The organism is Streptomyces sp. NPDC020731 (assembly GCF_044334705.1).
In the GTDB taxonomy this organism is placed as follows: domain Bacteria; phylum Actinomycetota; class Actinomycetes; order Streptomycetales; family Streptomycetaceae; genus Streptomyces.
Window position 1 is genome coordinate 291854 of the sequence record NZ_JBIRTN010000005.1, and the last position, 12330, is coordinate 304183.

The 12330-nt window shown below is 72.4% G+C and carries 10 protein-coding genes; 9 read left to right on the forward strand and 1 reads right to left on the reverse strand.

Annotated elements, in window-relative coordinates:
• Positions 1-27 precede the first annotated feature (27 nt).
• The 6 genes from ACH4VX_RS10285 to ACH4VX_RS10310 all read left to right on the forward strand — a co-directional run bounded on the left by ACH4VX_RS10285 (position 28) and on the right by ACH4VX_RS10310 (position 8559).
• On the forward strand, positions 28-1182 hold the full coding sequence (locus tag ACH4VX_RS10285; RefSeq protein WP_398366911.1) for a hypothetical protein: 1155 nt from the start codon (positions 28-30) through the stop codon (positions 1180-1182).
• Positions 1183-1361: 179 nt separating this feature from the next.
• Positions 1362-2882, forward strand: a complete 1521-nt coding sequence (locus ACH4VX_RS10290; protein WP_398366912.1) for an aldehyde dehydrogenase family protein — start codon at positions 1362-1364, stop codon at positions 2880-2882.
• Between the two features lie 92 nt (positions 2883-2974).
• Complete coding sequence (locus tag ACH4VX_RS10295) at positions 2975-4522, forward strand: GMC family oxidoreductase (protein WP_398366913.1); 1548 nt, start codon at positions 2975-2977, stop codon at positions 4520-4522.
• On the forward strand, positions 4522-5658 hold the full coding sequence (locus tag ACH4VX_RS10300; protein ID WP_398366914.1) for a glycine betaine/L-proline ABC transporter ATP-binding protein: 1137 nt from the start codon (positions 4522-4524) through the stop codon (positions 5656-5658). The genes ACH4VX_RS10295 and ACH4VX_RS10300 overlap by 1 nt, the downstream gene beginning before the upstream one ends.
• Entirely contained in the window at positions 5658-7607 is a 1950-nt protein-coding gene (locus tag ACH4VX_RS10305; RefSeq protein ID WP_398366915.1) for an ABC transporter permease, read from the forward strand. The genes ACH4VX_RS10300 and ACH4VX_RS10305 overlap by 1 nt, the downstream gene beginning before the upstream one ends.
• A 1-nt stretch (position 7608) precedes the next feature.
• On the forward strand, positions 7609-8559 hold the full coding sequence (locus ACH4VX_RS10310) for an ABC transporter substrate-binding protein (RefSeq protein ID WP_398366916.1): 951 nt from the start codon (positions 7609-7611) through the stop codon (positions 8557-8559).
• A 35-nt stretch (positions 8560-8594) separates the two neighbouring features.
• Here ACH4VX_RS10310 and ACH4VX_RS10315 read toward each other — a convergent pair whose 3' ends face one another.
• Complete coding sequence (locus ACH4VX_RS10315; protein WP_398366917.1) at positions 8595-9095, reverse strand: carboxymuconolactone decarboxylase family protein; 501 nt, start codon at positions 9093-9095, stop codon at positions 8595-8597.
• A gap of 46 nt (positions 9096-9141) precedes the next feature.
• Here ACH4VX_RS10315 and ACH4VX_RS10320 point away from each other — a divergent pair, with 46 nt between their 5' ends.
• From ACH4VX_RS10320 to ACH4VX_RS10330, 3 genes are all read left to right on the forward strand, one after another.
• Positions 9142-10527, forward strand: a complete 1386-nt coding sequence (locus ACH4VX_RS10320; RefSeq protein WP_398366918.1) for a PLP-dependent aminotransferase family protein — start codon at positions 9142-9144, stop codon at positions 10525-10527.
• 156 nt (positions 10528-10683) lie between these two features.
• Positions 10684-11028, forward strand: coding sequence for a hypothetical protein (locus ACH4VX_RS10325; RefSeq protein ID WP_398366919.1), 345 nt, complete (start codon positions 10684-10686; stop codon positions 11026-11028).
• Positions 11029-11035: 7 nt separating this feature from the next.
• Positions 11036-12220 carry a glutathionylspermidine synthase family protein gene (locus ACH4VX_RS10330; RefSeq protein WP_398366920.1) on the forward strand — a complete coding sequence of 395 codons (1185 nt, stop codon included), beginning with the start codon at positions 11036-11038 and terminating at the stop codon, positions 12218-12220.
• The last annotated feature ends 110 nt before the right edge of the window (positions 12221-12330 follow it).

The window sequence follows — 12330 nt, forward strand, 5'->3', positions numbered from 1 at the left end:
CGACGACAACGGAACCAGGGGGATGCGATGACCGGGGGACCGCGGTACTGGAACGAGGATTCCCAGCGCTGGGAGGAGACGGTGGCGGGCCCGCCCGGTGCCGTCCCGGCGCCGCCCGGCACGGACCCGGCCGGGACCGCCCCGGCGGGCCCGCCCGCTCCGGACATCACTCCCCCCGCCCGGTCGGCCGGCGCGGCGCCCGCGGCCGGAGCCGGTCCGGGCGTCCGTCCGCCGGCCGACGGAGTCGCAGGGGCCGGTGCGGCGACTGCTGCCGGAACCGCTCCCGGTGCCCCTGCGGGAACCGGTGGCGCGGGCGCACCCGTCGGCGTTCCGCGTCCCGGCGCGTCGCCCTCCGCGCCGACCCTCACCGGTGTCCAGTGGGCCGGCGCCCAGCCGCCCCCGCCCTGGCCCGCCCCGGAGCCCTACGGGCCCGCCCGTCCGCCGGGCGCTCCGGTGGCCGTGCCGGACGGTCCGCGCGGGGGCGGTCGTCGGCGGGTCTGGGCCGTGGTGGGCGGGGCCGCCGTGGTCGGGGTGGTGGCGGGGCTCGTGTTCACGCCGGTGCTGCGGGACGGCGGGAAGGGCACGGACGACAAGGCCGCCACCCCGGCGAGCGCGTCGCGGGCACCCGAACCCTCGACCTCCACCGGGCCGGAGGAGACGCCCTCCACCGAGGAGACGGCCTCGCCGTCCGGCCTGCCCGCCCCCTACCAGCCGTACGCCGACCCGCAGGGCTTCACCCTCGACCTCCCCGCGGGATGGTCCCGCACCACCGTGTCCTCCCGGCACGGCATCGACGTGGTGAACTACCGTGCCCCGGACGGCGGGCGCCGGCTGCAGATCTTCGAGGTGTCCGAGCCGTCCCCCGGCGAGTCGCACGCGCTGTTCCTCTCCGACGACGTGGCGAAGGCCCCGGGGTTCACCGAGCTCTCCCTGGAGAACCTGGACGACGGCGACTTCACCGGGTCCCGGCTGGAGTACCTCGTCGACTCCCTCGAAGGGGAGCCCGACGTCGGGACCTGGCACGTCGTGGACGAGCGCTTCGTCGCCGCCGACGGCCGGATCTACGCGATCGCCGCGTACGGAGCCGACGCGGACGGCCGTGACGACGAGCGCGAACTGCTGCGGACGGCCCTCGGCCGCTTCTGCCCGCCGGACACGGTCTGCGGCACCGACACGCCGTAACCGTCCGCCTACGGAGTGGGCGATTTCTTCCGTTCCGTCCTTGCTTTCGGTGACGCGGCGCACTTCCGGCCATGGGTTCCGCATGCATACGGGGCCCATGGGCAGGAGCACCCGGTCCCGTGGATGACATCCGTGTGACCCACGGGTGTCGAACAGGAACGGAAGGCAGCAGACCGATCATGGCGGACAGTACAGAACTTCGGGCGCGTGACACCATCCACGCGGGGGGCAAGTGGCGGGCGGCCGTCTCGGGGGCCACGCGCGAGATCCTCGACCCCGCGGACGCCCTGCCGTTCGCCGTGGTCGCGGAGGGCGACGAGCAGGACACCGACCTCGCGGTGGCCGCCGCCCGCCGCGCCTTCGACGAGGGACCGTGGCCGCACACCTCCGTCGCCGAACGGGCCGCGCTGCTGCGCCGCGTCGCCGGACTGCTTCTGCGGGACCGGGAGGAGCTCGGTCTGCTGGAGAGCCGGGACGCGGGCAAGACCGTCGAGGAAGGGCGCGTCGACATCGACTGCGTCGCCGACGCCTTCCGCTACTTCGCCGACCTGGTCGCCGGAGAGGCACCCGGACGCGTCGTCGACGCGGGCTCGCCCGACATCCACAGCGTCGTCGTGCACGAGCCGGTCGGCGTCTGCGCGCTGATCACGCCCTGGAACTACCCGCTGCTCCAGGCCAGTTGGAAGATCGCCCCCGCGCTCGCGGCCGGCAACACCTTCGTGGTCAAGCCCAGCGAGATCACCCCGCTCACCACGGTCGCCCTCATCGACCTGCTGACCGAGGCCGGACTGCCCGCCGGGGCCGCCAACATCGTCACCGGCCCCGGTCACACCGTCGGCGCCCGGCTCGCCGAGCACCCCGACGTCGACCTGGTCTCCTTCACCGGCGGCCTGGCCAGCGGCACGAAGGTCGCCCAAGCCGCCGCCCCGGGCGTGAAGAAGGTGGCCCTCGAACTCGGCGGCAAGAACCCCAACGTCGTCTTCGCCGACGCCTGCGCCACCGACGAGGGCTTCGACACCGCCGTCGACCAGGCCCTCAACGCAGCCTTCATCCACAGCGGCCAGGTCTGCTCGGCGGGCGCGCGGCTCATCGTCGAGGAGCCGGTCCGGGACCGCTTCGTCGCCGAACTCGCCCGCCGCGCCGAGAGGATCAGGCTCGGCCGGGGCACCGAGGACGGCGTCGAGTGCGGGCCGCTGGTCTCCGAGCAGCAGCGTGCGAAGGTCGAGGCGTACGTCGAGTCCGCGCTCGAGGAGGGCGCGGTGCTGCGCTCCGGCGGCAAGCGCCCCGAACCGTCCGCCGAACGTCCCGGGAACGGCTACTTCTACGAGCCGACCGTCCTCGACCGCTGCCACCGAGGGATGAGGGTCGTACGCGAGGAGGTCTTCGGGCCGGTCCTCACCGTCGAGACCTTCCGCACCGAGGACGAGGCCGTCGCCCTCGCCAACGACACCGAGTACGGGCTGGCCGGCGCCGTGTGGACCGCCGACGCGGGCCGTGCCCGCCGGGTGGCCGGACGGCTGCGTCACGGCACCGTGTGGATCAACGACTTCCACCCCTACCTCCCGCAGGCCGAGTGGGGCGGCTTCGGCAGGAGCGGAGTGGGCCGCGAACTCGGCCCGGCCGGTCTCGCCGAGTACCGCGAGACCAAGCACGTCTACCAGAACCTGGCGCCGAAGCCGGTGCGCTGGTTCGCGGGCTGAACCACGGACCGCCGGGTGGCGCCCCTGCGCCGCCCCTGTCCGAAGTCGTCATCCGCCCACCTGTCCCGAGTCCCCGGAGGAGTACCACCCAGATGCCCGCTCACACTCAGGAACACGACCGCGAACACGCATACGACTACGTCGTCATAGGCGGCGGCACCGCAGGCTCCGTCATCGCCTCCCGGCTGACCGAGAACCCGGACGTCACCGTCGCCGTCATCGAGGGCGGTCCCAGCGACGTCGGCCGCGACGACGTGCTGACCCTGCGCCGCTGGATGGGCCTGCTCGGCGGCGAGCTGGACTACGACTACCCCACCACCGAACAGCCGCGCGGCAACTCGCACATCCGGCACAGCCGCGCCCGCGTCCTGGGCGGCTGTTCCTCGCACAACACGCTCATCGCGTTCAAGCCGCTGCCGTCCGACTGGGACGAGTGGGAGCGGGCGGGCGCCAAGGGCTGGGGCGCGGTTCCGATGGAGGCGTACTTCGCCCGGCTCAAGAACAACATCGTCCCGGTCGACGAGAAGGACCGGAACGCCATCGCCCGCGACTTCGTCGACGCGGCGCAGGCCACGCTGGGCGTGCCGCGCGTGGAGGGCTTCAACAGGAAGCCGTTCGACGAGGGCGTCGGCTTCTTCGACCTCGCCTACCACCCGGAGGACAACAAGCGTTCGTCGGCGTCGGTGGCGTACCTCCACCCGGTGATGGACGAACGCCCGGGCCTCACGCTCCTGCTGGAGACCTGGGCGTACCGGCTGGAGCTGGACGGCACCCGCGCGGAGGGCGTCCACGTGCGCACCAAGGACGGCGAGGAGATCCTCGTCAGGGCACGGAAGGAGGTCGTGCTGTGCGCCGGCGCCGTCGACTCGCCGCGCCTGCTGCTGCACTCCGGCATCGGTCCGCGCGAGGACCTCGAGGCACTCGGCATACCCGTGGCGCACGACCTGCCCGGCGTCGGCGAGAACCTGCTCGACCACCCCGAGTCGGTGATCGTCTGGGAGACGGAGGGACCCATCCCGGAGAACTCCGCGATGGACTCCGACGCCGGCCTGTTCGTGCGCCGCGACCCCGAACACGCGGGCCCCGACCTGATGTTCCACTTCTACCAGATCCCGTTCACCGACAACCCGGAGCGACTGGGGTACGAGCGTCCGCCGTACGGCGTGTCGATGACCCCCAACATCCCCAAGCCGAAGAGCCGTGGCCGGCTGTACCTCACCAGCGCCGACCCGTCCGTGAAACCGGCCCTGGACTTCCGGTACTTCACCGACGAGGACGACTACGACGGCCGCACCCTCGTCGACGGCATCCGCATCGCCCGCGAGATCGCGAGGACCGAGCCGCTCGCCCACTGGCTCAAGCGCGAGGTGGCCCCGGGACCGGACGTCACCGGCGACGAGGAGCTCGGCGAGTACGCCCGTAAGGTCGCGCACACCGTCTACCATCCGGCGGGCACCTGCCGCATGGGCGCCGTGAACGACGAACAGGCCGTCGTCGACCCCGAGTTGAAGGTCCGGGGTCTGGAGGGGATCCGGATCGCGGATGCTTCCGTCTTCCCGACCATGACCGCCGTGAACCCGATGATCGGGGTCCTGATGGTCGGCGAGCGCGCCGTCGACCTGATCGGCGGTGGTGCGTGATGAGTACCGCTCCCGTCTTCTCCGTCGACGGACTGTGGAAGGTCTTCGGCCCGAAGGCCGACCGCGTCCCCGCCGACCCGGACCTCGCCGCCCTCGACCCGGCCGAGCTGCGCTCCCGCACCGGCTGCACGGCCGCCGTGCGCGATGTGGGCTTCGACGTCCGCAAGGGCGAGGTCTTCGTCGTCATGGGCCTGTCCGGCTCGGGCAAGTCCACGCTGGTGCGCTGTCTGACCCGGCTGATCGAGCCGACCGCCGGCACCATCGTCATCGACGGCGAGGACGTCCGCGCCATGGACCGGGCCCGGTTGCGCGCACTGCGCCGGCACCGCGCCGCCATGGTCTTCCAGCACTTCGGCCTGCTGCCGCACCGCACCGTCCTCGACAACGTGGCCTACGGCCTGGAGATCCAGGGCATGGGGAAGGCGGAGCGCCGGGAGCGGGCCGCCGAGGTGGTCGCCAAGGTCGGCCTGGAGGGCATGGAGCAGCGCAGACCCGCCCAGCTCTCCGGCGGCCAGCGCCAGCGCGTGGGCCTGGCACGGGCATTGGCGGTGGACCCCGAAGTCCTCCTCTTCGACGAACCGTTCAGCGCGCTCGACCCGCTGATCCGGCGGGACATGCAGGAGGAGGTGGTGCGGCTGCACCGCGAGGAGGGCCGCACGATGGTCTTCATCACCCACGACCTCCAGGAAGCCCTGAAGCTCGGCGACCGCATCGCCCTGATGCGCGACGGCCGCGTGGTCCAGCTCGGCACACCCGAGGAGATCGTGGGCTCCCCCGCCGACGACTACGTCCGCGACTTCGTCCGTGACGTCCCCCGCGAACAGATCCTGACAGTCCGCACGGCGATGCGCCCCGCCACCTCCTCCGAGGAGGCCGCCACGGGCCCGGCGGTCCGCCCCGACGCCACGGTCTCGGAGGCCATCGAGGCGGTGGCCCGGGCAGGCACTCCGGCCCGGGTCATGGACGAGGGCCGCTGCCTGGGCGTGGTCGACTCGGCCGCACTGCTGGACGTGGTGGCCGGCGTCGCAGCCGCGGGCAGTCGTGCCGCTGGGGCGGCACAGGCGGGCGCAGCGGCACCGGCCCGGCGCCGCGAGCCGACACCCCCACCGGCCACCACCAGCGAGGAGCCGGTGTGATGACAACGCTCACCGCAACACCCCGGAAGGCGTCCCAGCCGGGCATCGTGACGAACAGAGCCGTCCGCAAACTCGCCGCCCTCGCCCTGATCGCGGCGTTCCTCGTCCCCCTCGCCGCCGCCCGCTGGGCAAACGGCACCTGGCCCGACGCCCTCACGGTCGACCTCTCCGACCCCCTCGCCGAAACCAGCGACTGGATCATCGACAACAGGGACACCCACCCCCTGTTCCTCTACTTCCTCGGCCACGTCAGCAACACCGTCGTCATCGCCGTACGCGCCGTCTACCTCGCCCTCCTCGCCGTCGGCTGGGCGGGAGTGACCGCCGTGTCCGCCCTGGTCGCCTGGCGCGTCGCCGGCATCCGCCTCGCCCTCGGGACCGCGACCGCGTTCCTGGCCTGCGGCCTGCTCGGCATGTGGGTCCCGACCATGCAGACCCTCGCCCTGATGGTGGTCGCGGTGGGCGCATCCGTCGCAGTCGGCGCCCTCCTCGGGCTCGCCGCCGGCCTCTCCGACCGCATGGACCGCGTCCTGCGCCCGGTCCTCGACACCATGCAGGTCCTCCCGGCCTTCGCCTACCTCCTCCCCGTCGTCCTGGTCTTCGGCATCGGCGTCCCCGCGGCCGTCCTGGCCACCGTCGTCTACGCCGCCCCGCCCATGGCCCGCCTCACCGCGCTCGGGCTGCGCGGCGCCGACAAGGAGGTGCTGGAGGCGGTCGAGTCGCTCGGGACCACCGCCCTCCAACGCCTGCTGACCGCCCGTATCCCGCTGGCCCGCAAGGAACTCCTCCTCGGCCTCAACCAGACGATCATGATGGCGCTGTCCATGGCCGTCATCGCCTCCGTGATCGGCGCCGGCGGTCTCGGCGACCGCGTCTACCAGGCGCTGGCCTCCGTCGACGTCGGCGCCGCGCTCGCGGCCGGCATTCCGATCGTGCTGCTCGCCGTCGTCCTCGACCGGGTGACCGGCGCGGCCGGCGCGCGACTCGGACAGGCGCCCGCGCGGAACACCCGCGCGCTGTGGGCGTACGCCCTGGTCGCCGCCGTGGCCGTCGCGGTCGCCGGACGTCTCGCGGACCGTCCGGAGTGGCCCGACGGATGGGTCGTCGGCATCGCCGAGCCGGTCAACCGGGCCGTCGAGTGGATGACCGACCACCTCTACTCCGGCGTCCCCGTCATCGGCGGCACCGCCGACTGGGCGGGCCACTTCACCACCTGGGTCCTCGACCCGCTCCGCGACGGACTGCAGTGGCTGCCCTGGTGGTCGGTGCTCCTGATCGTCGCCGCACTCGCCTGGCTGATCGGCACCTGGCGCACCGCGCTCACCGCCGTCCTCGCCATGACCGCGATCGGGGTGCTCGGGGTGTGGAAGCCGTCCCTGGACACTCTCTCCCAGGTCCTCGCGGCCGTCGCCGTGACCCTCGTCATCGGCTTCGCGACCGGCATCGCCGCCGCCCGCAGCGACCGCGTCGAACGTCTCCTGCGGCCGGTGCTCGACGTGTTCCAGACGATGCCGCAGTTCGTGTACCTGATCCCGGTCGTCGCCCTGTTCGGCGTCGGCCGCGCCCCGGCCGTCGCCGCCGCGATCGTCTACGCGCTCCCCGCCGTCGTCCGCATCACCACCCAGGGCCTGCGCCAGGTCGACCCGGCCGCTCTCGAATCCGCCCGCTCGATGGGTGCCACCAGCACCCAGCAACTGCGCCAGGTCCAGCTCCCGCTGGCCCGCCCCGCGCTGCTGCTCGCCGTCAACCAGGGCGTCGTCCTGGTCCTCGCCGTCGTCATCATCGGCGGCCTGGTCGGCGGTGGCGCGCTCGGTTACGACGTCGTCTTCGGCCTCGCCCAGGGCGACCTGGCGACCGGCCTGGTCGCCGGGGCCGCGATCGTCTGCCTGGGCCTGATGCTCGACCGGGTGACGCAACCGACCGAGCGCCGTACGGCGAAGGGAGCCTGAGATGTCCCGTACACGCATGACGGCGGCCGTCGCCGTGCTGGTGCTGGTCACCGGCTGCGGTGCCGCCGACATGACCGAGCAGGCGTCGCCCTTCGCGAACGCGCGGGGCGCCAGGACGGTCACCCTGTCCGTGCAGTCCTGGGTCGGCGCGCAGGCCAACGTGGCCGTCGCCCAGTACCTGCTGGAGCACGAGCTCGGCTACCGCGTCGACACCGTCCAGGTCGACGAGGTGCCCGCGTGGGACGCGCTCAGCCAGGGCCGGGTCGACGCGATCCTGGAGGACTGGGGCCACCCCGAGCAGGAGCAGCGGTACGTCGAGGACAAGAAGACGATCGTGAACGCCGGCGACCTCGGCGTCACCGGGCACATCGGCTGGTTCGTGCCGACGTACTTCGCGAAGCAGCACCCCGACGTCACGGACTGGAAGAACCTCGACAAGTACGCCGACCGGTTCCGCACCCCGGAGAGCGGCGGCAAGGGCCAGCTGATGGACGGTTCCCCGTCCTACGTCACCAACGACAAGGCGCTGGTGAAGAACCTGAAGCTGGACTACCGGGTGGTGTTCGCCGGCTCCGAGGCCGCGCAGATCACCCAGATCAAGCAGTTCGCCAAGGAGAAGAAGCCCTTCCTCACCTACTGGTACACACCCCAGTGGCTGTCCGCGAAGGTGCCGATGACCGAGGTGGAGCTGCCCGCGTACGAGGAGGGCTGCGACGCGGACCCGGACAAGGTCGCCTGCGCCTACCCGGTCACGCCGCTGCAGAAGTACCTCAACGCGGACTTCGCGCGGAACGGCGGCGAGGCGGCGGACCTCCTGAAGAGGTTCACGTGGACGACCGAGGACCAGAACGAGGTCTCCCTGCTGATCGCCGACCAGAAGCTGTCACCGCAGGAGGCCGCGAAGAAGTGGGTGGACAGCCACGAGTCCACATGGAGGGCGTGGCTGTCCTGACCTTCACTTCGGGGGCGGGGCGGTCGTAGGAGCCGTCACGAGTGCTGTCCCGGCTGGTAGTGGCCCGGCGTCATACGACACGTCACACCGAACCGGTTCCACGCGTTGATCACCGTGATCGCGGCGATCAGCTGGGACAGCTCCCCCTCCTCGAACTGCTTCGCGGCCCGCTCGTACACCTCGTCGGGCACGAAGCCGTCCGTCAGGACGGTGACGGCCTCCGTCAGCTCGATCGCCGCGAGCTCCTGCTCCGTGTAGAAGTGCCGCGACTCCTCCCACACACCGAGCTGGATGATCCGCTCGACACTCTCGCCCGCCGCGAGCGCGTCCTTGGTGTGCATGTCCAGGCAGAAGGCGCAGTGGTTGAGCTGCGAGGCACGGATCTTGACCAGCTCGTACAGCTTGGCGTCGAGGCCCTTCCTGGCGGCGGAGTCCAGCCGGACCATCGCCTTGTACACCTCGGGGGCGTGCCGGGCCCACTCCAGCCGGACGGGCAGCTCGGGGGCGTATTCGGTGTTTGTCTCAGTAGTGGTCATGCCTCGACCCTAGGAGCCAGGCAGCCCAGGAGTATGGTCCACTTCCATGGCAGAACGCTGGGCCACTTTCGGCATCGACCTCCACCTGGAACCGACCGGTCCCGGCCTGCGCCGCGGCCTGACCGACGCCCTCCGCGAGGCCGCCCGCACCGGCCGGCTCGCCCCCGGCACCCGGCTGCCCTCCTCGCGCTCCCTCGCCGCCGACCTGGGCATCGCCCGCAACACCGTCGCCGACGCCTACGCCGATCTGGCCGCCGAGGGCTGGCTCACCGCACGGCAGGGCTCCGGCACCCGGGTCGCCGACCGCGCGGTACCCGGGCCGCCGACCCGTCCGCCCGCCCCGCGCCGAACTCCCGGCCGGCTTCCGTACGACCTCGTCCCGGGCACCCCCGACCTCTCCTCCTTCCCCCGCGCCGAATGGCTCAAGGCCACCCGCCGCGCCCTCGCCGCCGCCCCGCACGAGGCCCTCGGCTACGGCGACCCGCGCGGCCGCCCCGAACTGCGCACGGCCCTCGCGGACTACCTCGCCCGGGTACGGGGCGTACGAACCGACCCCGAACGGATCGTCGTCTGCTCCGGTTTCGCCCACGGTCTCCACCTCCTCTGCGAGGTCCTGCGCGCCCGCGGCGCCCGCACGCTCGCCGTGGAGTCCTACGGCCTGGACATCCACTGGGACCTGGCCGCCCGCGCCGGCCTGACCACCACCCCGCTGCCCTTCGACGCCCTCGGCACCCGCGCGCAGGACCCGGGCGACGCCGACGCCGTACTGCTCAGCCCCGCGCACCAGTTCCCACTGGGCGGCGCCCTGCGGCCCGAGCGCCGCGCCGCCGTCGTCGACTGGGCCCGCCGCACCGGCGGACTGATCCTGGAGGACGACTACGACGGCGAGTTCCGCTACGACCGCCAGGCCGTCGGTGCGCTCCAGAACCTCGACCCCGACCACGTCGTCCACCTCGGCACGGCCAGCAAGTCCCTCGCCCCCGGCCTCCGCATGGGCTGGATGGTCCTGCCCCCGTCCCTGCTCCCGGACGTCGTCACCCACGGCGGCGGCCGCTCCGTCAGCGTCCTCGAACAGCTCACCCTCGCCGAGTTCCTCACCTCCGGCGCCTACGACCGTCACGTCCGCGCCGCCCGCCTGCGCTACCGCCGCCGCCGCGACTCCCTGGTCGAGTCCCTCGCCACCCGGGCCCCCGACGTCCGGATCACCGGTATCGCGGCCGGTCTGCACGCCGTCCTCCAGCTCCCGCCCGGCACCGAACGGTCCGTGGTCCAGGCCGCCACCTGGCAGAACCTCGCCGTCCACGGCCTCTCCCGCTTCCGCCACCCCGCCGCCGGCACCGCGGCGGGCGACGCCCTGGTGGTCGGCTACGCCACCCCACCGGACCACGCCTGGACCGGCACCCTGGAGGCCCTGTGCAGGGCGCTGCCCTGACGCACCAAGTCGGCATAACGCGCCAAGGGCCACAAATGGACGGTGGGGGAGTGCCGGTGGCAGGGGGCTCCTGTGTGTGGCGGCCGGCCGGTCTCTAGGCTGTCCGCCGCGAGCCGGGAGAGGTGACCCGGGGCAGTACGAGGGGGAGTGAAGGGCATGGCGGAGTCACGGCGGCGGTTGCGGTCCAGCACGGTGGTGCTCGGAGGGATGGGTGTCCTCGCGGCGGCGCTGACCTCGTGCGGGTCGGATCCGGACCGGCGGTGCGTGGACCGGGACAGCTACGACTACATCAACGGCTACAAGGTCGTCGCGGACAAGAACTGCAAGTCCTCCGGAACCACGTCCGGTTCGGTCGGTGTCGGCAAGTCCCGCACCGACGCCGACTGGTACTACGACGCCGACGTCAGCAACGGCTACGCCGACTACGGCACCTTCAGCCGCAGCGAGGCCGTCGACCGGGGCGGCTTCGGCTGCTCGGGCTCCGGCAGCGGCGGCGGCTGAGCGGATCATGGAACGGCGTACGACCGAGCCCCGCCCCGGCTGGCAGGAGACCGTCGAGGAGCAGGGACTCATCTATCCGCTCACCCGTTACCCGGACGGGTCCCTGCGCCCCTACTGGGACGAGAGCGCCTACTACGTCTTCACCCTGGAGGAGATCGAGGCGCTGGAGGAGGTCGTCGAGGAACTGCACGGCATGTGCCTCGCCGCCGCCGAGCACATCGTCACCGCCGACCGCTTCGCCGACCTCGGCATCACCGACCCGCGCATCGCCCGCGTGGTCGCGGAGGCCTGGCACCGACGCGCGGAACTCCCCTCCGTCTACGGCCGTTTCGACCTCCGATACGACGGAACGGGTCCCGCGAAGCTGCTGGAGTACAACGCCGACACCCCGACCTCCCTCGTGGAGGCCGCCTCCCCCCAGTGGTTCTGGATGGAGGAGCGCTTCCCCGGCGCCGACCAGTGGAACTCCCTCCACGAACGCCTCGTCGACGCCTGGAGGAAGCAGGCAGCCCTCCTCCCGCCGGGCAGCCCCCTGTACTTCGCCCACTCCTCCGCCGACGAACTCGGCGAGGACCTCATGACCGTCGCCTACCTCAAGGAGACCGCCGAACAGGCCGGCCTCGACACCGACTGGCTCTCCATGGAGGAGATCGGCTGGGACCGCCTCTCCGGCCGCTTCGTCGACAACGGGCTCCGGTTCATCCGCAGCATCTTCAAGCTTTACCCCTGGGAGTGGCTCACCACCGACCGCTTCGCCGGCCACGTCCTCGACACCCTCGACAACGGTGGCGGCACCGGCACCACCCTGTGGATCGAGCCCGCCTGGAAGATGCTCCTCAGCAACAAGGCCCTCCTGGCCGTCCTCTGGGAGCTCTACCCCGATCACCCCAACCTCCTCCCCGCCCACCTCGACGGCCCACGCGAGCTGGCGGACACCACCGGCTGGGTCGCCAAGCCCCTCCTCGGCCGCGAGGGCGCCGGCGTGACCCTCCACGACCCCGGCACCGCCCCCGACCTCCGCGACGAACCCTGCTGCTACCAGCAACTCGCCCCGCTCCCCACCTTCGACGGCAACCACGTGGTCCTGGGCGCCTGGGTGGTGGAGAACGAGTCCGCGGGCCTGGGCATCCGGGAGTCCTCGGGTCCGGTGACGGACGAGTACGCCCGCTTCCTGCCCCACGTCATCCTGTGAACAGGGGCTCGGGGGAGCGCCCCCAAAGGCGCGGGTCCGTGACCCGTGCGGCTCCGCCGCGTGGGCGCGATCAGCCCCCACGCACCCGCGACGCACTCGTACGGCCACCC

Coding starts and splice junctions, on each gene's coding strand:
- ACH4VX_RS10285 (WP_398366911.1), top strand. CDS start 28: ATGACCGGGGGACCGCGGTACTGGAACGAGGATTCCCAGCGCTGGGAG.
- ACH4VX_RS10290 (WP_398366912.1), top strand. CDS start 1,362: ATGGCGGACAGTACAGAACTTCGGGCGCGTGACACCATCCACGCGGGG.
- ACH4VX_RS10295 (WP_398366913.1), top strand. CDS start 2,975: ATGCCCGCTCACACTCAGGAACACGACCGCGAACACGCATACGACTAC.
- ACH4VX_RS10300 (WP_398366914.1), top strand. CDS start 4,522: ATGAGTACCGCTCCCGTCTTCTCCGTCGACGGACTGTGGAAGGTCTTC.
- ACH4VX_RS10305 (WP_398366915.1), top strand. CDS start 5,658: ATGACAACGCTCACCGCAACACCCCGGAAGGCGTCCCAGCCGGGCATC.
- ACH4VX_RS10310 (WP_398366916.1), top strand. CDS start 7,609: ATGTCCCGTACACGCATGACGGCGGCCGTCGCCGTGCTGGTGCTGGTC.
- ACH4VX_RS10315 (WP_398366917.1), bottom strand. CDS start 9,095: ATGACCACTACTGAGACAAACACCGAATACGCCCCCGAGCTGCCCGTC.
- ACH4VX_RS10320 (WP_398366918.1), top strand. CDS start 9,142: ATGGCAGAACGCTGGGCCACTTTCGGCATCGACCTCCACCTGGAACCG.
- ACH4VX_RS10325 (WP_398366919.1), top strand. CDS start 10,684: ATGGCGGAGTCACGGCGGCGGTTGCGGTCCAGCACGGTGGTGCTCGGA.
- ACH4VX_RS10330 (WP_398366920.1), top strand. CDS start 11,036: ATGGAACGGCGTACGACCGAGCCCCGCCCCGGCTGGCAGGAGACCGTC.